The following is a 21,397-nucleotide window of genomic DNA, read 5'->3' as shown; positions in this document are numbered from 1 at the left end:
CCCTTCATAAATAAAAGTGTCTTAAAGTGATAGGATACAAAACAAAAAACCCTTGTAATGAAGGGTTTTAAGTGTGGTCGCACTTAGAATACCATTCTTTACATTTATAGAGAGTAATGTGAAGTAATATGGAGTTTTTAATCATTCTATTCTTTGTTAATAAAGTAGTATAGAATATTAAGGATGCATAAAGGTTTGAGCATTAATCTAATTCAAAAACCCTACTCTATAATTATTCTTTTTATTACATCTTTATTGTCTAGGCTTATTTTTAAAAGATAGACTCCTGAATTAAGATGTCTTACAGTGATACTTTTTTGATTTGACGTTGTTAATACCAACTCACCAAGTATATTGTATAATTTGACACTTTCTATTTCGTATGTAGTATCTACTGTAATTTGGTTTGAAGTAGGATTAGGATATATTTTTATGCTTAATGCAGTAACTTCAATATTGCCAACACTTAATGTGTCAAACATAAAGCTATCGAGATCTGGTTCTGGTATCGAGAAATAATCTTGGGTAGAGGTGTTGTCTATATTAGAATTATAAAAACTTTCTAGCACGCCACCAGCTCCCATAGCAATTGGATCACTATTTAATAAGAAATACATCTCATCTGTAGTTGGCATGTTGGTAATCTGAAAATTAAACAAATCGATCTGATCTCCAGAGCTATGTGCCAATAAAGTTTGTCCTGGAGGCATATTAAATTGAAATACATCTTTAGTTCCGTTTCCAAGGTTTAGTCCAGTTAAAAAAGCTGCATCAAACTCTTGTACGTTAACGGTTCTCCCTGCGAGGGCTACTGTGGCATTAGTCACATCCACAGATCCTGCTGGTAAGACTAATGTAAAACCAACATCGGAAATATCTGTATTACCAGAGGAAGTGAAATCTGGAATTGCGACAACTTTAAAATCGTAATTAGACACATGTACAATACCCAAGTTATAGCTTTGCGAAAAGATAAAACCTGTCAGTAACAGTGTAATTAGTGTAATGTAGTATTTTTTCATAATTGTTTCGTGTGTTAAGATTAATTATTCTGGTATAGTTTGAGTGATGGTAAAGGTTGGTGAGTTAAATCCATTTCCTGGATGAACAAGTACATTGTCTTTTATAATATTACTATCATTGCCTGAACCAGAGAACTTACCCTGACCGTTTAGGTTACAATCTATAAGCAAGTAACCTGTCGATGTGAATGTAACAGAGTTAAAGCCATTGGCTGGATCTGCTAAGATGAAATCTTTAATCACATTAGTACTATTATCTGCTCCTGAGAATCTAATCTGATTAAGCCCATTAGTATTTCCCGCCCATAATGCCATATCATTAGACGCTAATTGTACTTGTGCTTCTGTTCCGTAGGTCGAAAACCCGTTATTAGTAAAGTTAACAGTAGTTACAGAACTGTCTGACAGACCTATAGCCGAGGCAGACATCGCTCCTAAATGATTACGATGATTAACAACTACGTAATAATTTGTTGGCGCAGCGCGCATTATAACATTAGAAACACCATCGACATCCACGACATCGCCATCTCGTTGTACTAGTGCAGAGCGTGCATTTACAATTTCGGTATTATCATTTGCTGATCTTAGTTCTAACCAAATCCAATCTACAATAGCATTATTCCCTGTTACAGAAAAAACCAAAGCATTACAGGTCGCATTATCACTATAAGGGCTTGTGGTTGGTATGTAGCCGCCAGAACGTAAATCGTCATTCATTAAGGTTGGTGTGTCTGGACTTACTAAAGGCCCTTGTAAGAACACTTTGGTGTCGATTAATATTCTAAATTCTGCATTTATAAATCCTTCAGATATTGATACTGTTTCAACGCCGCGTTCTTGCACATTGATTTCGCCAATGGTGTATAAAATTTCTATGCCTGCACCAGAGACAGAAGCTCCTCCACTATTGATACTGAATTTCTCTATGGTTTGAGCAAACAAAAATGAGTTAATTATCAATAAAACTAATGTGATTGGTTTTGTTTTCATATGTATTAGTATTAATAATAGGTAAACATTAATTTTTAAATTTTATAATTTTGTAACATTCTAATCTGAGCTACCGTTTTCAAGGTCTTCAACTCGTTTTAATAGTGCTTGAAACATTTTATTTTGCTCTTCATTAATATCTTTTTCTTCAGTAATTATTAGACCTTGAGTTTCAATAATTTTTTGTTGTTCTTGTATGGCTTTTATTAGTACAGGTATTAAGGCAGTATAATTAACATGAAGCATTTTTTTATTGACCTCTTCTATAGAAACTACTTCCGCAATGACTTCCTGCAATTCTTGAGCTATTAGTCCTAACGATTTATGCTTTTGATTATGTTGATTTTTCCAGTTATAAGCTACTGGATTTAATTTGAGAATATCTTTTAGTCCGTAATGTATAATTGATATATCTTTCTTTAAACGTCTATCTGAAGTATGGACAATCAATCCATTAACTGCAACATTACCGCCATGCTGTTGCAATAGTAAGGTGGAAGCAGAGCCATTAGTTCTTGCTTGAATTTCGTTGCCATCAAAAACTAAATTCGAAAAATTTTCATTACCCAAAACCATATAACCCGTATTATCACTTAATGAAGCATTAGGACCGCCTTCATTTTGAAGATATAATGTAGCAGCAGCAGCATTATTACGAGCCATAATCTCATTATTGTCTATAGCAATATTTATGCTATTACCACTACCAAGTACTAAAAAACCTAAATCATTAGATGCAGAAACATCGGTACCATTAGTAATTTGTAATCTATTATTAGGTGATGCCGTACCTATACCCACATTACCATTTTTTAAGACGGTCAACGCATTATTTCTTAAAACTCCATTACCTGTGCCATTTCCAATTTCAAAGAGAGGATCTGTACTAATCCAATTTGTTGGGTTTCCAGATCCAACATTAAACCTTCCTATTGCCACAGCATAAGATGACTCAGACAGCACGTTAAATCCTAATGCTGCAGAATATGTTCCTGACGCAGTAGCTCTTAAACCAGAAGCAAAAGAATTATTTCCAGATGCTTCACTCAAGGTGCCAAATGCAGTTGAAGCAATACCAGAGCTAATATTGTCCCATCCCATTGCAACTGAATATATGCCTAATGCTTCAGAAGAGAAGCCACTTGTAAACGAATTTTCTCCAGTAGCAGTTGTATCATTACCAAATGCCGCCGAATTTTCTCCATCCGCGACTGTCAGGTTACCAAATGCAACTGAGTTTTCACCACTAGATGTTGTCTGTTTTCCAAAAGCGAAAGAATAATTTCCAATAGTTTGAGATTGCTCACCACCTGCAAATGAATTAAATCCAAAAGTCAATGTATTTTCTCCTATTGCCATGGAATAATCTGCGATAGCTTGAGAGCCCGATCCTGATGCAAAAGTAGCCAACCCAAAAGCTTCTGTATTTATCCCAATTGAAGTCGACCAATCACCAGAAGCTCGAGTAGCGCCACCCATTGCTGTGGCTCCTTGACCTGTTGCCCATGAATTATCTCCAGTAGCAAATGCTACATAATTAGTAGCTCTAGTAATATATCCAAAAGTAGTTGATGCAAATCCTGTAGCACCAATCTCAGATGATGGTGTATCACTATAACTCAGGTCTACTGCATTTTGACCTACATTACCATAATTATCAGCATCTCGTCCTATGATTCTCCACCCTGCACCACTACCTTCATCTATAACTTCTATGCCTGTAACATTTAATGCCTTCTCTGCTTGAATAGCATATGGTACAGTTTTAAATTCTGTAGTCCCCAAATCTACCAATCCATTACCATCAATATCTATTTGTACATTTAAAAAATGGTCATCACTTGACCAATTTATTCCAGAATACGTTCCAAATTGCACAGAACCTTCCCCAATATTTACAATTACTATTCCATTGTTATCTGTTATTAGGTTATGCCTTTCAGAATAAACAAGTGACATTCCGATCCCTTGAAAAATATTAAACTGAACAGTGGTGTCTTGATTGGCAACAACATTACCTAAATCATCTTTAATTAATGCCTTATAGTTTATTCCGTTTTGTCCATATGCGTATAGATTTAAGAATATAAAAAGTAAAAAAAATAATGCTTTCATGATGCTAAAAATTATTTACATTAAACTAACTTCAATATGCAATTAAGAGATTATCAATTTTTATAAATCACTGATAATCAATATTATAAAATTCAATTCTTAGGTAAATGTATTTTAAATCAATAGTATATTCAAGGCAAACTGTAAAGGTGTGCTCATTTGGGATATTATGAGTAACTTTGAGTGTATAGGTGTATAGTGGTTTTGTTTAGCTTATGGGATAAATAGCTTTTACATGAAGTATGTCCATTATTCACATTTACATTGGAAAAGACACATCTATACATTGCATTTATGAACTTGATTGCATAATGCTTATCATTATGTTTTAATTCTTAAAAATAAAAGTGTGCAGATCATCCGTATAACAAAATTACTAACATTCGCTTTGGTTTTATTTACGTCTGTATCGAAAGGGCAAGAACAAACCACCAAAGGTTTAGTTGCTTATTTTGAGACCTATGATACACTAAAAACAAATGAAGAAAAATATAATTACACGCTTGAATTAACTAATAAAGTAAAAAACTTAACACAGAACTCAATTGATACATTGATGCCCAAAAGCCATAATAGCTTTATAGCACGTTTGGTGATAGCAGAATATTGGCGCGTTAAAAAAAAACATGAACTAGCCAAAGAACTATTTGTTAATTTAGAAGCAGATGTTTTAAATAAGCGTCCAGTAGACTTTACACTTCTTGCTTCAATAAGATGGAATAGAAGCCACAACTTCTCCTTAAACAATTTTAGTTATGAAAAAGGACTAGAAGATCTTAATAAAGGGTTAGAATATGCCGAGAAAAGTAGAGTTATTAAACAAATTATTCCGTTTCATTCTAATCTATCATTCTATAACAATATGCTAGCTAATTATGAGCAATCCCTATATCATAATAAAGAACGCTATGAATTGGCAAAAGAAATCAAAGATACAATACGTATTATACTCTCATTGCAAACTATAATGATGGACTTGAATACTACTAGAAATAATGAAAATGCTATTAAGGTTTGGGGTCAAATTAGACCAATATTGAAGAAGTTTCCAAATTATTCAGGAGTTCCTATTCTTTATTCGGTTGCAACTGATGCCTATACCAGATTACATCAACTTGATTCGGCTAAATATTATAATAACCTTTGTTTCAAAATAGATAGTGCTTCAAATAATTATTATAACCTTAGTAAAAACAAATTCTATAAGGCAAAAATTTTACTACAGTCTAACGAAATAGCTGAAGCCAAAACTATGCTTCTATCAAGCTATAAGTTTGCGAATGAATATCATAATAAAACCATAGAATCTCTTACAGCTATTGAGCTTGCACAACTCTATCTTAAAGAAAAACGATCTGTCGAAGCCATAAGCTTACTATCATCTGTATACGCCAAGACAAATAATTTAAGAAGTTTGTATAAAGGTAATATTGAGCTATGGCTTTCAAAGGCTTATGAAGCCAATAAAGTTTTGGATTCTGCATTATTTTATAGAAACAAATCTGATGCCTCTCTTGAGCTCGAAAATAGGAATATGGCGAAAAAGCAAGCTGCGTTAGCCAAAATCGAATTGGATATAGATACTTATATACAAGAAAATCAAGCCTTAAATAAGAAAGTTTCTAAAACAACAATCACTAAAAATATTCTGATTTATTCGTTTTTAAGTATTGCTCTATTAACCGGCTTTTTCCTTTATCAGAGAAATCAAAAAGAAAAATTACGTATTAGTCAATATCAAGAACAGATTTCACACAAAGAGCGCATAGCTATTGAAGCAGAACTAAATTCAATTCGGTCACAAATGAACCCTCATTTTATGTTTAACTCACTAAACTCTATTAACGAGTTTATACAGAACGATAGTAGTGATGACGCTTCAAATTATTTAGTTAAATTTTCACGACTAATGCGATCTACTCTCAATTACTCAAAGCGAAAATTTGTGACGTTAAAGGAAGAAATAGATTTGTTGAAATTATATCTAGAACTCGAAAGTTTACGTTTTTATAACTCAATTGATTATACCTTTAATGTTGACCGTTCAATTAATTTAGATGAATTATATATCCCTCCAATGATGCTACAACCCTTTGTAGAAAATGCCATTTGGCATGGCCTAATGGCGAAAGATGATAATCGAAAAATGAAGCTTCGGTTTTACGAAAAAAAAGATATTTTAGTTTGCGAAATTGAAGATAATGGTGTTGGGAGAGCGGCAAGTGCGAAGCAAAATGCTCAAAAGGTCAAGCACAAATCGCAAGGTATGGGACTAACTGAACGTCGACTTGAACTCTTAAAGAGCATTCATGGTAAAGAAGCACGTGTAGAAGTTTTAGATTTGATTGAAAATGGCAGTGCTTCAGGTACTATGGTTAAAGTAATATTACCTAAACAGAATAATCCATGAGTAATATTAAATTGACAGCAATTTTAGTAGACGATGAGCCAATGGCTCTTAATTCTATGGAGCGCATGTTAGATAAAAACTGTACTAACGTTTCGGTAATTGGTAAGACCAAAAGTCCTGAAAAAGCTATACAGCTAATCAATAATCTAAAACCTGACATATTATTCTTAGATATAGCTATGCCTAGAATGGATGGTTTTACATTGTTAAATTCGATTACATATAAAAAGTCTCAAATTATCTTTACTACTGCCTATGACGAATATGCGCTTCAAGCTTTTAAAACCTCAGCAGTCGATTATCTTTTAAAGCCTATAGACTCTAATGAACTTAAACAAGCTGTTCATAAAATTGGAGAACAACTACAAAGTGATTCTACCCAAAATTATATTGCCGATTTATTTGAACGTTTACATAAAAAGAATAAAAATATAGGATCTATTGGACTACCCACAATGGAAGGATTAGATTTTATAAAAACCGAAGATATTATCTATTGTCATAGTGATGGCAACTACACAGAAATCTATCTAAAGGATAAACAAAAGTTGTTGGTTACTAGAAAGCTAAAATTTATGGAAGAAAAGCTAGAAGCCACCCAATTTGTTCGTGTCCATAACTCGTATGTAATTAACCTTAATTTTGTAAAAAAATATATTAAAGGTCGTGGTGGCACACTAATAATGTCTAATGGTGCAAATGTTCCTGTTTCGGTTAGAAAAAAGAATGATTTTTTAGATTCGTTATAATTAAAACACTAATTAGATTGGTTATTTTTAATAGTTTTAATAGTGATTGTAAGGTCTTATCGGTATTTGTTGTTTTTATTTCATTACGTTAATAATTTCTTGTTGCTCTTGAATGGCTTTTATTAGTACAGGAATTAATTTAGAATAGCTAATACCTAAGGTTTTAGCTGGAAACTAAAAATGTGTGCCTTTTTTTGAAGATTTAGAAAAAACTACAATGAATTAAAAATGCTAACCACTTGAAAAGATCGCAAATAATAAGAGCCAAGCAGAAGCTTGGCTCGTGATTAGTGGTCCCACTTGGGCTCGAACCAAGGACCACCTGATTATGAGTCAGGTGCTCTAACCAACTGAGCTATGGGACCAATAAGGCTGCAATATTACTACATATTTTCAAAGACTGCAAGAAATTTATGCCAATATTATTAGTCAATATCCTGACATAATTCAATGAGAACGCCATTTGTAGCTTTTGGATGCAAAAAGGCAATCAATTTATTATCGGCTCCTTTCTTGGGTTTCTCATGTATCATTTTAAATCCTTCGCCTTTTAAACGTTCGATTTCTTTTTCTATATCTTTTACCGCAAAGGCAATATGATGAATGCCTTCACCTTTTTTTTTAATGAATTTTGCTATTGGGCTGTCTGCATTGGTTGCTTGCAACAACTCAATTTTATTTGGTCCTGCCTTAAAAAAAGAGGTCATAACGCCTTCACTCTCTACAGCCTCAATTTTATAATGCTTTTTTCCAAAGAGTTTAGCAAACAACGTATTAGACGCTTCAAGGTCTTTTACAGCAATACCAATATGTTCAATTTTCTTCATGTAAACGTATTTTGGTTTCCGTTTAAACGGAAATCTTATGATAAGGTATGAATTTTGCTATCAAAAATAAGATAATCCTTAAATATCATCTACTTTTGCAGATGATTACTTATTATAGTAACTATGGAAGAAACACAAAGACAGAAAAAAATAGGAGGCATACTCCAACAAGATTTAGCCGAAGTATTACAAAAAGCAGCTACCGATGGTGGTTTGCGAGGTGTGATTATTTCGGTAAGTAAAGTGAGCGTCACAACCGATTTATCAATCGCTAAAGTATACCTCAGCATTTTTCCTAATAAAGAGGCCGACGAATTACTTAAAGGGATACGCTCAAACACACCCTTAATACGTCACGAATTGGCACAACGTACCAAAAACCAATTGCGTCGTATGCCAAATCTAGAATTCTTTATCGACGACTCTTTAGAGTACATTGAAGGCATAGAACGTTCTCTTAAAAGAGAAGATGATCCTATCAAGGATCAGGATCAGTTAGAAAAACGTAAGAAAAAATAGTTCTATCTTAACATTGATCTTCCTTTCACAACTAAGAGCATGAACGTCTCATTATACATAGCAAAGCGGTATCTGTTTTCTAAAAGCAGCAATAATTCTATAAATATCATGACCATTATTGCAGCTTCAGGAACTGTCATTGCCTCTGCTGCTTTGTTTATTGTGCTTTCTGGTTTTGCTGGATTAAAAACCTTCAGCTTAGAGTTTTCATCGTTTGTGGATCCAGATCTAAAAGTAGTTCCTTCTAAAAGGAAATCATTTACGCTTTCAGAAAAGGATGTCCTTGCTATACAATCTATAGATGGTATTCAAGGCTACTCAAAAATTATTGAAGAACGGGTGATCTTAGAGTTTGATAACAAACATCAAATCGTAACCTTAAAAGGTGTTGATGAGAATTTCACTAAAATTACAGCTATAGATTCTAGAATCTACTACGGAAATTGGCTCGAACGCGGTACCGATCAAATTGTATCTGGAGGCGGTGTGTCGCGAAAACTATCTTATGGTACCTTAGACTTGACACGACATCAAAAAATATATGTGCCGAAACCTGGAAAAGGACAAATCACTTCAGTTAAAGGTGCATTTACAACTGTTAAAGCCTATAATGTTGGGATATTAGATATCAATGAAGAACTGAATAATGAATACATTTTTTCTAATATTGAAACGGCCAGATATTTACTCAACTATGATGATAACCAGGTGTCTTCGCTGGAATTTAAACTTACCACAGGTGTAGACCAAGCAGAAGTTGCCAGTGCCTTACAAACAGCATTGGGAAATGCTATAGAAGTTAAAGATAGAGCACAACTTAATGATGCACTTTATAAGATGCTCAACACCGAAAATGTGGCTGTATATCTCATTTTTACTTTGGTAATCATTATTGCATTATTTAATGTGATTGGTGCATTGATTATGATGATCTTAGATAAAAAGGAATCAATAAGCACTCTATTTAACCTTGGTACAACTACAAAAGATATTAGGCGTATTTTCTTTTTACAAGGCAGTTTAATGACTATTCTAGCCGGAACTATTGGACTCGCTTTAGGATTTATTATTGTCTTTTTACAAAAGCAATTTGCACTCATTATGTTAACACCATCACTTCCTTATCCTGTGGAGTTAAAGGTTGTCAACTTTGTGATAGTGATTCTAACAATTGTTGTTTTAGGACTTTTAGCCTCAAAACTAGCTTCACAACGTATTACAAAAAACTTAGTAAAGGGATAGTTTTCTAAACAAATTGGTGGTTAGCAAATTTGTCTAACACCTCATCAAAAGCTGCAAATACATCTTTTGAATCATCGCTAGTCACCATTTTCATTCGGTGTTCTTTAAAGTTTGGAATGCCTTTAAAGTAATTGGTATAATGGCGTCTAGTTTCAAAAACACCAAGTTTTTCACCTTTCCAATCAATAGACATTTGCAAGTGTCGTCTCGCTGCTTCAACACGTTCAGCCATTGATATAGGAGGTAAATGTTCTCCAGTTTCAAAAAAGTGCTTTACCTGCTTAAAAAACCAAGGGTTTCCTATAGTTGCACGACCAATCATACAACCGTCTAAACCAAAACTATCTCGCATAAGCGCCGCTTTTTCTGGAGAATCGACGTCGCCATTTCCAAATACAGGAATGTGCATTCTCGGGTTGTTCTTTACTTGTGCAATAGGTTTCCAATCGGCTTCACCTTTGTACATTTGCGCACGTGTTCTTCCATGGATAGAAATTGCTTTACAACCAACATCCTGAAGCCGTTCTGCTACCTCAACAATCTTTATAGAATCATGATCCCAGCCTAAGCGTGTTTTTACAGTTACAGGTAGATTGGTGCGCTTAACCATTTCGGCAGTTAAGCTTTCCATCATGCAAATATCTTTTAAGATTCCTGCTCCTGCGCCTTTACTTACGACCTTTTTAACTGGACACCCAAAATTGATGTCAATAATATCTGGATTTGACTTTTCTACAATATCAATAGTCTGAAGCATACTGTCCATATTAGCTCCAAAAATTTGAATACCAACTGGACGTTCCTTTTCATAGATATCAAGTTTCATGACACTTTTAGCAGCATCGCGAATTAAGCCTTCACTAGAGATAAATTCAGTATAAACGACATCGGCTCCTTGTTCCTTACACAAAGCGCGAAAAGGAGGGTCGCTTACATCTTCCATTGGCGCTAAAAGCAATGGAAAATCTGGAAGTTCTATATCACCTATTTTTACCAAACTTGTTTTATTTTGCGCAAAATTAATGCTTTTTGAACAAACCTACTATTCACTTAATAATTGTTGTATTTTTAAACATTAATCTTTCGGTTTTAAAAAAAATACATTCATAAAAAGACATAATGATGAATAGGTTACAAAAAATCACTACGCTGTTTGTTCTACTAGGCTACAGCCTTTACTCTCAAGATAATCAACCTCAATTTATTAAAGATAGCTTAGAATCTTATATTAAAACAGAACAAAAGCTATGGCAAATTCCTGCAGTTGCCGTTGCTATTATTAAAGATGGAAAAATTGTTAAAACTATAGTAAATGGTGTTAAAGATATAGAGTCGAATGCTCCTTTAGATGAAAACTCTTTGTTTATGATTGGAAGTAATTCTAAGGCATTTACCTCAATTTTAATGGCCACATTGGCAGAAGAAAAACTATTTTCTTTAAAAGACCCTGTTAAAAAATGGTTGCCATACTTTAAATTAAAGGACCCATGGCTAACTGAAAAGGTTAATGTTTTAGACATTCTCTCTCATCGCGTAGGTTTTGAAACCTTTCAAGGTGACTTTTTAAATTTCGACAATGAATTATCTTCTGAAGACATTATAAAAAAATTCGCTTTAATAGAGCCTACTTATGACTATAGAGAGACTTGGGGATACTTTAATACAGGGTATACAATTGCTGGTGAAATTATAAAAGCTTCATCAAACAAAACATGGGCTGAGCAATTGAGAACAAAAATATTTATTCCTCTTGAAATGAATAACTCTCTTGCTCTTTCCGAAGAAATTAAGTCTGCTACCAATACAACATTAGCGCATACAATTGTAGATGGAAAGTTGAAAATTATTCCATATGGCGACATCGATGCAACTGCTCCAGCTGGCAGTATTTCTTCATCCATTACCGATATGAGTAAGTGGGTAATTGCCTTATTAAATAATGGCACATATAATGGAGCGCAAGTCATACCAAAAAGAGCTATCGATCAAACTATATATCCAAGAAGTATTCAAGGAAATAGTTGGCACCCATTTAATAAAAGCCATTTTTCATTATATGGATTAGGTTGGGATTTACAAGACTATGAAGGTCATAAATTAATCATGCATACTGGAGGAATCCATGGTTATGTAACCTCTGTGACTACCGTTCCTGAAAAAAATATCGGAATTGTAATTTTGACAAACACTGATCAAAATTATTTTTTTGAAGCACTAAAATGGGATATCCTAGATGCCTACTTAGATTTACCTAGAAACAACTATAGTCAATTATATAGAAGTTTTTATGAAAGGGGAAAAGAGAGAGAAAAAACAGAAAAAGATTTACGTTTAAAAGAAGTGGCCGAAAATAATAAACCATCGGTTTCTCTCGATCGTTTTGAAGGTTCTTATAAAAACGAAGTTTACGGTATGTTAAGCATTAAAAAAGTAGGAGAAGATGAATTGCGAATCGATTTTGAACATCACAAAGACTTAAAGGTTAAATTAATGCACTTAAAAAATAATGAGTTCTATGCGGTTTTTAATAATCCGTTATATGGCGAGTCCGTTTTTCCTTTTGTCATTGAAAATAATAACGTCGTGAAATTTACTTTAAAATTACATCCAAGCGTAGAAAGAACGACCTATGATTTTTATAAAGAATAATGACGAAAGAGTTAATTTAGTCATTGTAATGCCTATTTGAAGCGTTTATGAATTTGTTGAACCTTCATTTAGGGTTTTATATCTATTTAAAACCCAAAACCCATAGATTCCAAGACACAATTCTGCGATTGTCCCGAAAGTATAACCAAAGCTTGGTTGTCCATCTAAAATGATACTTAACACCCTTCCTAAACCCAAACCTAGCATAAAAACGATATTTGAAATGAGTGCCGTTTTAAGATAGTTGGGTTTTACTATCCCTATGAACCATAATATAGAAAAGCCTAAATACAATCCCATTACTGCCTTATAAAAATTGTGTTCATCTATGGTTTTAGGAAACAATTCGAATTGAGATTCAGGATAAAAAGCATATAGAATAGCAACGGGAACAACAATAACCACCGAAATGATCAAGTGAATTTTATGGATAAAATCGTTTTTGGTTTTTAGCACTTAAAACTTTTGAAATTCAATGTCTTTTTCAACCTCTTCATCACCTCTCTTCACAACCACTTTGGTTTTATCTCCTTCTTCAAAACTTGACAAAGCGCGCATATAGCTATTCATATCTGTTACTAAGCTATCACCTAGCTTGATGACAATATCACCTTTTTGAAGTCCAGCTCTTTGAGCAGCTTTATCTTCACTAACACCATCTATTCTCATGCCTTTTCCATCATATAAATAATCTGGAATAACCCCTAGACCTACTTTAAATCTAGGCGTGTTATCACTTTCATTTTTTGTTTTTCTGAACGGTAACTTTCCATTATCATCAAGATCTGAAATGATATCAAAAAGATAATTTGAAATTAAATCCATACCCTCATAATTCAACTTTTGAGTATCGTCACCAGGTTTATGGTAATCCTCATGTTGGCCAGTAAAAAAATGCATTACAGGTATGTTGCTATTATAAAAAGAGGTGTGATCACTTGGGCCAACGCCAGATTCATTTTGAATGATCTTGAATTTCGAGTTATTGGCCTTGACCACCTGCTTTAAAATAGGAGAAGTTCCAACACCATATACTGCTAAAGTATTATCTTCTTTTAATCGACCAACCATATCCATATTAATCATATAGTTAGCTTTAGATAAATCAATAGTTGCATTTTTGGTGAAATAATTAGATCCTAATAAGCCCATCTCTTCTCCAGAAAACGCCATAAATAAGTAGTTGTTTCCTTTATTCTCTGATGCTAACTTTTTCGCTAGGTTCAACATCACTGCAACACCACTTGCATTATCATCTGCTCCATTGTGAATTTCCTGTGTTTCACCTCTATAAAGTGATCCTTCGGCTCCATATCCTAAATGATCATAATGTGCTCCAATGATAATGGTATTCTCAGCTTTATTGTCTAAAAAACCAATAACGTTAGTTCCGGTGATTGTGCTGTCTCCATCTTTTACAGTATAGTTAACTTCTTGATGTGGATCTGTTTGGGGTTTGAATGAAAAGGTTTGAAAATAGCCGTTAGTTCCTTTGGCTGTTAGTCCTAAATTTTCAAAACGTTTGGCAATATATTCTGCTGCTGCTTTTTCTCCATCGGTCCCTGTTTGTCTCCCTTCAAGCTCATCTGAAGCTAAAAAAACAACATCTTCTTCAATAGAAACAGGTCTAATTTCTGTTTTGGAATCTTTTTTACAAGCAGTAAAAACCGTCAAAAAAAGAACAATAATTATGTGATTGATACGCATATATCTTAATTTTGCACAAATTTAGTTAATAATTGTCATATGAAATACGCATACATTTTAATATTAGGAGTTTTATTTTTTAATTGTAAAAACGATTCTAAAACGACTTCTGAAGTAGAAAAAGAAACGCAAACTGAAGTTTCAGATACCTCAAAAGACTCGTTGATATATCCTGGGGAAAAACACTTCAAATCAATTAGACAAGTTACTTTTGGTGGTGATAATGCTGAAGCTTATTGGAGTTTTGATGACAAACAAATCGTATTTCAATCTAACAATAAAGCTTGGAATGTAGGTTGCGATCAAATGTTCTTAATGAATGTAAATGAGACATTTATGGATAGTGTGGCACCTCCAATGATAAGTACAGGGAAAGGGCGTACAACTTGCTCTTACTTTTTGCCAGACAACAAGCATATTATTTACGCCTCAACACATTTAGGTGATGACGCTTGTCCAGATACTCCATTACGTAAAAACGGAAAATACATCTGGCCAATCTATGATAGTTATGATATTTTTGTTGCCGATTTAGAAGGTAATATTGTAAAACAACTAACTAATGAAATAGGTTATGATGCAGAGCCAACAGTATCTCCAAAGGGTGATAAAATCGTATTTACTTCAACTAGAAGCGGTGATTTAGAATTGTACACGATGAACATTGATGGTACTGATGTAAAGCAAATTACTAATGAGTTGGGTTATGATGGTGGTGCTTTCTTTTCTCCTGACGGAACAAAATTAATTTTCCGCTCTTCGCGTCCAAAAACAGAAGAAGAAATTAAAGCTTATAAAGATTTACTAGCCGAAGGTTTAGTAGAACCTACCGAAATGGAGTTATATATCTGTAATGCTGATGGTAGTGATCTTCGCCAATTAACCGATTTAGGAAATGCCAATTGGAGTCCGTTTTTTCATCCTTCAGGAGAGAAAATTTTATTCTCTTCTAATTTTGAAGCAGAGCGAGGGTTTCCATTCAACTTATACTTGATCGATATTGATGGAAGAAACCTTGAGCGTGTGACACATGGTGAAACTTTTGATGCTTTTCCTGTGTTTTCTAATAATGGTAAGTATTTAGCATTTTCGTCTAATCGTAACAATGGTGGTGGACGAGACACCAATCTATTTATAGCAGAGTGGCAGGACTAATTATTCGTTAATTTCCTTCTTTATTTAATCGATCACGTTCTTCGCGATCTATTTTTCTCTGATTGGTTTCTAACTTTGTGTTTCCAAATTTGTATCGAAAACCTAAAGTCACATAGCGATTATCGATATCAGATCGGCTAAAATTAAATTGGTTTTGATATCTCACGCGCGATTTTTCATCTTGCATATTAAATAAATCTCCAGCGCTGAGTGTAATCGTCCCTTGCTTTTTGAATAGTGTTTTTGAGATGGCAATCTGACTAAATAATCGGTCTTCAACAATCTGAAATGCTTGAAGATTCTTGCCAATCCATATCACATCTAAAAATACATTAAGACTTCGGTCTTCTAGAAAGGATATAGTATTGGTAATATTTGAATAATTAGACCACTGACTCTGATTAACAAGTCCATTACCAAAATTGGTTTCTTCTTCAATATTATAGAATGACGTAACGAAATAGGTGTTCCAATGTTCGGTGATATTAAAATCGATTAAAAAATCGAAGCCATATTCAATCGTTTTATCGAAGTTAACCGAAGTATACTCAATAATATTGTTTGTATTGTCTTGTCTAGGAATTTCAGAAATAGCACCATCATAATTGTCATAATAGGCCTCAATAGTAACCAGGTCAAATAAAGTCGCACCAATTACATAATGATCTAAAAAGGTTGGTACGAGATTAGGGTTTCCCGTGATCACATAGTTGTCATTAAAGAAAAAACGAAACGGATTTAAATCGGTATAACTAGGTCTTAAAATACTTCGTTTGTAATTTACATAGGCGCTGTACCCATCAGAAATGTTATATTGAAAACTTAAATTAGGAAACAATTCTAAGTAGTTTTGCATATTAGATACGTTGGTTAAAGGCGATTGCCCATCAACATCCGTTTGTTCAGCTCTTAGTCCAATATTGAGGTTATACTTTTCGGTACTAGATGAATAGTTGACATATCCAGCATATATACGCTCGTCATAATCAAAAGCATCTGTGTTTTCTGTATCAACAGTTTCTGTTCCTGTGTTAATATCAACATCAAATTGTATAATATCACTCTCGGTTTTAATATTAGACATTTTAATTCCAGTTTCAAAATTTGAATTCTCACTTAGCGGTAAACTATAATCTAATTTTGCTGCAAAAATTTGAGTGTCCTGGTTTGCGTTAGTATTAAATGCTGATGCATTTTGAAAATCATCATTAACGTCAAAAAAGTTGCTCAACACACTCTGACTTCTTTCATAATTATATGAAGTAAAGTGGGAATTAAATGTTAATTGTCCTTTTGTGAAATTGTGGTTAAAATCTAAATCAAAACCTAAATTATATTTATCATCTCTAGATAAATTATCAGCTGTAAATCTAGATAAAAAAGCATTGTTGTTATCCCTAATTGTTGTGTTATTGGTAATTACATATTTAAAATATGGCACAAACAATGTATTAGTTGATAAGCTCAATGTATTATTATCATCGATAAAATAGTCAAAATTAGCATTTAAGCTATGTGTTTCAGACCATGTATTTCGATTAGTGACAGAGCGCCAATTCTGATCCAAGGTGTTTGTATTATCCAAATAATTTATAACATCATCACCATCTCTATTTATTTTACTTTTAGTATAATCGTAATTAACGTTAAAGCTGAGGTTTTCATTTTTAAAGAAATGACTAGTTCCCGCATTATATCTCGGAAAAACACCTTGTGTATATTTTGTAGAGACAGTTCCTCTATAGCCTGTAATGAGGTTTTTACTCATAACGATATTTAAAACAACGCCGCTTTCTGCATCATATCGTGCTGAAGGGTTTGTAATCACCTCTACAGATTTTATTGCATTTGCAGATGACCCTTCTAGGAGCTGGTTCAAGTCTTCTGAGGACAAATGCACTTTTCTGTTGTTTATATATACAGTCGGACTTGTGTTTTTAACGGTTATTTCATCACCAAGAACTAAAACACTAGGCGTGCTTTTTAATACATCCAACATATTCCCTTCAATTAAAGCTGTGTTTTCGACATTAAAAATTAGGCGATCCGCTTCACGCATTAGTGTTGGTTTTTTTACTGTGATATTTATTTGATCTAAACTCTCTACACTCTCGGTAAGCTTAATTGATCTTAAGTCTAAATTTCCGTTGAGAACAATCTTTTGTTGGTAATTATTAAAACCAATAAAACTTATTTTGATGATGTATGTATTAGGTTCTAGGTTAGCTAAACTAAAGCTACCTTTGTTGTCTGTTGAAGACCCTTTTAAAATTTCGCTTTCTTCTTCGTTAAACAAAATAACGTTAGCAAATTCTATAGGTACATTCTTATCGTCTACAACTATTCCTGATATGGATAGATTTTGCCCATAGCTCAAAAAAGAGCATACGCAAAGTATTAGAATATTGAGTAGGGATTTCAAATTAGTCAGGGTTTTGCCTGCAAGATAACATTTGTTTTTTAATCCTTTTTACGGATTTTCCACACTTATTAAGGTTTTTGTAAACATTTATACCGTTTTATGCATAATAAATCAATTATATTTGCAAATCTTTATTGAGATGAATTAGGATGTTATGAAGCACATTAGAAATTTTTGCATTATTGCGCATATTGACCACGGAAAAAGCACGCTTGCTGATCGTTTACTCGATTATACAGGAACTGTGACTGCTCGAGAAAAACAGGATCAGCTTTTAGATAATATGGATTTGGAGCGAGAGCGTGGTATTACAATAAAATCACATGCCATTCAAATGGAATACACATTTGAAGATCAAGAGTATGTCCTTAATCTTATAGATACTCCAGGACATGTTGACTTTTCATATGAAGTATCTCGATCTATCGCAGCTTGTGAGGGTGCTTTGCTTATTGTTGATGCGGCTCAAAGTATACAAGCACAAACCATTTCTAATTTATACTTAGCTCTAGAAAATGATTTAGAAATCATACCTGTTCTAAATAAAGTGGATTTACCAAGTGCAAATCCAGAAGAAGTTACAGACGACATTGTAGACCTTTTAGGTTGCGAGCCAGAAGAGGTTATTCACGCTAGTGGAAAAACAGGTTTTGGTGTTGATAATATATTAAAAGCTATCATTGAGCGTATTCCTGCTCCAGAAGGCAATGTCGATGAACCGCTTCAAGCGTTGATTTTTGATTCTGTTTATAATCCGTTTAGAGGTGTTGAAACCTACTTTAGAGTTATAAATGGTTCTATAAAGAAAAACCAACAAATTAAATTTATAGCAACTGGAAAAACATATGGTGCCGATGAAGTAGGAACATTAAAGTTAAAGCAATTTCCAAGACAAGAAATTAAAGCTGGAGATGTAGGTTATGTTATTACAGGAATTAAAGAGGCAAAAGAGGTTAAAGTTGGTGATACCATTACAGATGCGAAAAACCCAACAACTAATGCTATTGGTGGGTTTGAGGATGTAAAACCAATGGTCTTTGCTGGGATTTATCCTGTTGATACCGAAGATTATGAAGAGCTTCGTGCATCAATGGAAAAACTTCAACTCAATGATGCTTCACTAGTATTTACGCCTGAAAGCTCTGCTGCTTTAGGCTTTGGTTTTCGTTGTGGTTTCTTAGGAATGCTTCATATGGAAATTATCCAAGAACGTTTAGAGCGTGAATTTGATATGACCGTTATTACAACGGTTCCTAATGTGTCTTACCATGCTTACACCAATAAACATCCCGATGAGATTGTTATAGTAAATAATCCTTCTGACCTACCAGAACCTTCAACCTTAAATCGTGTTGAAGAACCGTACATTAAAGCTACCATTATTACAAAAGCAGATTTTGTAGGTAATGTCATGTCACTTTGTATTGAAAAACGCGGTATTATTACCAATCAAACTTATTTAACAACAGAACGTGTAGAATTAAATTTTGACATGCCTTTAGCTGAAATTGTATTTGATTTTTACGATCGTTTGAAAACCGTTTCTAAGGGTTATGCGTCTTTTGATTATTCTCCAATTGGAATGCGAGCGTCTAAATTAGTTCGTGTAGATATTCTATTAAATGCGCAAACTGTTGATGCTTTATCGGCATTAATACACGCTGATAACGCTTACAATATTGGAAAGAAAATCACCGAAAAATTAAAAGAGCTTATCCCAAGACAACAGTTTGATATTCCTATTCAAGCTGCCATTGGAGCAAAAATCATTGCAAGAGAAACAATTAAAGCTTTACGTAAGGATGTAACTGCTAAATGTTATGGTGGTGATATCTCACGTAAACGTAAACTTCTAGAAAAACAGAAAAAAGGAAAAAAACGAATGCGTCAAGTGGGTAATGTTGAAATACCTCAGCAGGCGTTTATGGCTGTTTTAAAACTCAACGATTAATCATTTAAATAAAAATTTATAACATCAACGGAAGTACTTTACTTCCGTTTTTGTATTTTTAGGTATGAGGAATTGGGGAAACTTCATACAATGTACTTTGCTATTTATTTCTTTTTTAGGTTTTGCTCAAACAGTATCAAAATCTGAAATAGATACACTACTACATAAATCTCAAGAATTTCATAAAACAAACCAAGATAGTGCGCTTCATTACGCCGAACAAGCTTATACGAAAAGTGTTATACTTAATGATGTCAACTTAATTGCGCGATCTATTGTTTACAAGAACACGTACCTTCTTGTGCAAAAAAAATATGATGAGGCAGAACGCCTCTTCGAATATAACTTCAATCATTTAGATTCACTTTCCGAAGTACTAAAAGGGGATACCTATTATAATTATGGATCTATAAAATACCTAAAGGAAAATTACGATCTAGCACTCGAAAATTACTTTAACTCAATAATTCACTACGAAAAAGGTGATATCAAAAAAGGTCTTCGAAAAGCGTATTTACAAATTGGTGTTATTTATAGTAAACTTAATAGAGACGATCTAGCGGATTATTTTTACAATAAATCTCTTGCTTCTGGAGCAGGTAAGCATTCAAAAAATGAAGAGGATATATTGCCTACTACTCATGACGAAAATGAAAAGTTAACCATGTCAAAAAAATTGCTTTCAGGAATTAGTGACAAAAGTAACTCTAGATTGGCAGCAATTATTTATTACAACATGGCACAAAGCTATATTGATTTAGAAGATTACAATAATATTATCAAATATAATCTTGAGTCTGTAAAAATAAAGGATCGTATAAATTATATGGCCAACAAAGACAAAAGCTATGCGTATATTGGAGAGGCTTATTTCAATTTAAAAAACTATAATCTGGCAATCGTATATCTTAATAAAGCACTTAAGAATTCCCAGAAACGGCAATTCAAATTAAAAATTAACGACTTGTTATATAGAGCATATGAACTCGCTGGCGATTATAAAAATGCTTTACGCGTTTCTACAGATATAAATAAAGTTAAGGATTCTCTTAATTTATTGGAAGAACGAGAACGCATCGCTGAGATCACTTCGAAGTTTGAAACCGAAAAACAAGCCAAAGAAATACTACTACTTAAACAAGAAAATCAAGACAAAGAATTACTTATTTCCATAAAAGAAAAGAATCTTTGGAAATGGACCTTATTTGCGTTATTAGCAACAATAGCAGCCGTCTTTTTAGGGCAAAAATTAATTAACTCAATAAAACGCCTCAAAACCGTTGAGGAAGAAAAAGAACAAATAGCCAAAAAAGTAGAAGAAATTGCGGTCATTTTAAACAACAAGTCCAAAATATATCTAGATAAGTTAAAGTATATAAAATCTGATGGTAATTATCTGGAGTTCGTTACAGATGACAAAACTATAATAGACCGAAATAAATTGAAAGACATACTCAATACTTTACCTCCAAACTTTGTTCGCGTACATCGTTCATATGTCATCAACAAAAATTTTATTGACGCTTTAAATAGCAAGGCTTTATTTTTAAAACCAAATATAGAAATACCTCTTTCCAGAACTTATAAGGCCAATCTTGCATAATGCCTTAGGTTGAATATGTTGTTTTTTGTGTTA

At 33.4% G+C, this 21,397-nt stretch carries 16 protein-coding genes and 1 tRNA gene; 8 read left to right on the top strand and 9 right to left on the bottom strand.

Annotated features, from left to right (window positions below; genetic code table 11):
- Positions 1–221: 221 nt before the first annotated feature.
- Genes Q0783_RS04875 through Q0783_RS04865 form a run of 3 tightly spaced genes read right to left on the bottom strand, consistent with a single transcriptional unit; the run spans position 222 to position 4,130 of the window.
- On the bottom strand, positions 222–1,022 hold the full coding sequence (locus Q0783_RS04875; RefSeq protein ID WP_298893717.1) for a T9SS type A sorting domain-containing protein: 801 nt from the start codon (positions 1,020–1,022) through the stop codon (positions 222–224).
- A gap of 24 nt (positions 1,023–1,046) precedes the next feature.
- Entirely contained in the window at positions 1,047–2,015 is a 969-nt protein-coding gene (locus Q0783_RS04870) for a hemagglutinin protein (protein ID WP_298893715.1), read from the bottom strand.
- A gap of 60 nt (positions 2,016–2,075) precedes the next feature.
- On the bottom strand, positions 2,076–4,130 hold the full coding sequence (locus Q0783_RS04865) for a tail fiber domain-containing protein (protein ID WP_298893713.1): 2,055 nt from the start codon (positions 4,128–4,130) through the stop codon (positions 2,076–2,078).
- 349 nt (positions 4,131–4,479) lie between these two features.
- On the opposite strand from Q0783_RS04865, the gene Q0783_RS04860 reads away from it, so the two are divergent.
- The gene (locus Q0783_RS04860; protein ID WP_298893712.1) at positions 4,480–6,540 is read left to right on the top strand and encodes a histidine kinase; all 2,061 of its coding nucleotides are present in this window, start codon (positions 4,480–4,482) and stop codon (positions 6,538–6,540) included.
- The gene (locus Q0783_RS04855; RefSeq protein WP_298893710.1) at positions 6,537–7,289 is read left to right on the top strand and encodes a LytTR family DNA-binding domain-containing protein; all 753 of its coding nucleotides are present in this window, start codon (positions 6,537–6,539) and stop codon (positions 7,287–7,289) included. Before Q0783_RS04860 ends, Q0783_RS04855 begins: the two co-directional genes overlap by 4 nt.
- Before the next feature lie 291 nt (positions 7,290–7,580).
- Here Q0783_RS04855 and Q0783_RS04850 read toward each other — a convergent pair.
- A tRNA-Ile gene (locus Q0783_RS04850) sits at positions 7,581–7,654 on the bottom strand.
- Positions 7,655–7,714: 60 nt separating this feature from the next.
- A complete protein-coding gene (gene mce / locus Q0783_RS04845) occupies positions 7,715–8,116 on the bottom strand; it encodes a methylmalonyl-CoA epimerase (RefSeq protein ID WP_298893708.1) in 402 nt (133 codons plus the stop codon).
- A 123-nt stretch (positions 8,117–8,239) separates the two neighbouring features.
- On the opposite strand from mce, the gene rbfA reads away from it, so the two are divergent.
- Together rbfA and Q0783_RS04835 are read left to right on the top strand one after the other, a co-directional pair.
- Positions 8,240–8,635, top strand: coding sequence for a 30S ribosome-binding factor RbfA (gene rbfA / locus Q0783_RS04840; protein WP_230934656.1), 396 nt, complete (start codon positions 8,240–8,242; stop codon positions 8,633–8,635).
- Between the two features lie 39 nt (positions 8,636–8,674).
- A complete protein-coding gene (locus Q0783_RS04835; RefSeq protein WP_298893706.1) occupies positions 8,675–9,877 on the top strand; it encodes an FtsX-like permease family protein in 1,203 nt (400 codons plus the stop codon).
- A 4-nt stretch (positions 9,878–9,881) separates the two neighbouring features.
- Here Q0783_RS04835 and dusB read toward each other — a convergent pair whose 3' ends face one another.
- On the bottom strand, positions 9,882–10,874 hold the full coding sequence (gene dusB, locus Q0783_RS04830; protein WP_298755634.1) for a tRNA dihydrouridine synthase DusB: 993 nt from the start codon (positions 10,872–10,874) through the stop codon (positions 9,882–9,884).
- A 125-nt stretch (positions 10,875–10,999) separates the two neighbouring features.
- On the opposite strand from dusB, the gene Q0783_RS04825 reads away from it, so the two are divergent.
- Positions 11,000–12,526, top strand: coding sequence for a serine hydrolase domain-containing protein (locus Q0783_RS04825; protein ID WP_298893704.1), 1,527 nt, complete (start codon positions 11,000–11,002; stop codon positions 12,524–12,526).
- 45 nt (positions 12,527–12,571) lie between these two features.
- Here the strand turns inward: Q0783_RS04825 and Q0783_RS04820 are convergent, their stop codons facing one another.
- Together Q0783_RS04820 and Q0783_RS04815 are read right to left on the bottom strand one after the other, a co-directional pair.
- Complete coding sequence (locus Q0783_RS04820) at positions 12,572–12,982, bottom strand: DUF4345 domain-containing protein (RefSeq protein ID WP_298893702.1); 411 nt, start codon at positions 12,980–12,982, stop codon at positions 12,572–12,574.
- On the bottom strand, positions 12,983–14,227 hold the full coding sequence (locus Q0783_RS04815) for a M28 family peptidase (protein WP_298894164.1): 1,245 nt from the start codon (positions 14,225–14,227) through the stop codon (positions 12,983–12,985). It abuts the gene before it with no gap.
- A gap of 45 nt (positions 14,228–14,272) precedes the next feature.
- Between Q0783_RS04815 and Q0783_RS04810 the strand changes: the two genes are divergently transcribed.
- Positions 14,273–15,388, top strand: a complete 1,116-nt coding sequence (locus tag Q0783_RS04810; protein ID WP_298893700.1) for a hypothetical protein — start codon at positions 14,273–14,275, stop codon at positions 15,386–15,388.
- 7 nt (positions 15,389–15,395) lie between these two features.
- Here Q0783_RS04810 and Q0783_RS04805 read toward each other — a convergent pair whose 3' ends face one another.
- Complete coding sequence (locus tag Q0783_RS04805; protein WP_298893698.1) at positions 15,396–17,810, bottom strand: outer membrane beta-barrel family protein; 2,415 nt, start codon at positions 17,808–17,810, stop codon at positions 15,396–15,398.
- A gap of 154 nt (positions 17,811–17,964) precedes the next feature.
- On the opposite strand from Q0783_RS04805, the gene lepA reads away from it, so the two are divergent.
- Both lepA and Q0783_RS04795 read left to right on the top strand, forming a co-directional pair.
- Complete coding sequence (gene lepA, locus Q0783_RS04800) at positions 17,965–19,761, top strand: translation elongation factor 4 (protein ID WP_230934649.1); 1,797 nt, start codon at positions 17,965–17,967, stop codon at positions 19,759–19,761.
- 97 nt (positions 19,762–19,858) lie between these two features.
- A complete protein-coding gene (locus tag Q0783_RS04795; RefSeq protein WP_298893696.1) occupies positions 19,859–21,364 on the top strand; it encodes a LytTR family transcriptional regulator in 1,506 nt (501 codons plus the stop codon).
- Positions 21,365–21,397 lie beyond the last annotated feature (33 nt).

It is taken from the genome of uncultured Psychroserpens sp. (genome assembly GCF_947500255.1).
Lineage (GTDB): Bacteria > Bacteroidota > Bacteroidia > Flavobacteriales > Flavobacteriaceae > Psychroserpens.
This window is presented reverse-complemented; position numbering and strand designations above follow the sequence as displayed.

What these genes read in the sequence shown, in the direction of transcription:
- Q0783_RS04875 (WP_298893717.1), bottom strand. Translation starts at nt 1,022, where the DNA reads ATGAAAAAATACTACATTACACTAATTACACTGTTACTGACAGGTTTT.
- Q0783_RS04870 (WP_298893715.1), bottom strand. Translation starts at nt 2,015, where the DNA reads ATGAAAACAAAACCAATCACATTAGTTTTATTGATAATTAACTCATTT.
- Q0783_RS04865 (WP_298893713.1), bottom strand. Translation starts at nt 4,130, where the DNA reads ATGAAAGCATTATTTTTTTTACTTTTTATATTCTTAAATCTATACGCA.
- Q0783_RS04855 (WP_298893710.1), top strand. Translation starts at nt 6,537, where the DNA reads ATGAGTAATATTAAATTGACAGCAATTTTAGTAGACGATGAGCCAATG.
- mce (WP_298893708.1), bottom strand. Translation starts at nt 8,116, where the DNA reads ATGAAGAAAATTGAACATATTGGTATTGCTGTAAAAGACCTTGAAGCG.
- rbfA (WP_230934656.1), top strand. Translation starts at nt 8,240, where the DNA reads ATGGAAGAAACACAAAGACAGAAAAAAATAGGAGGCATACTCCAACAA.
- Q0783_RS04835 (WP_298893706.1), top strand. Translation starts at nt 8,675, where the DNA reads ATGAACGTCTCATTATACATAGCAAAGCGGTATCTGTTTTCTAAAAGC.
- Q0783_RS04825 (WP_298893704.1), top strand. Translation starts at nt 11,000, where the DNA reads ATGAATAGGTTACAAAAAATCACTACGCTGTTTGTTCTACTAGGCTAC.
- Q0783_RS04810 (WP_298893700.1), top strand. Translation starts at nt 14,273, where the DNA reads ATGAAATACGCATACATTTTAATATTAGGAGTTTTATTTTTTAATTGT.
- lepA (WP_230934649.1), top strand. Translation starts at nt 17,965, where the DNA reads ATGAAGCACATTAGAAATTTTTGCATTATTGCGCATATTGACCACGGA.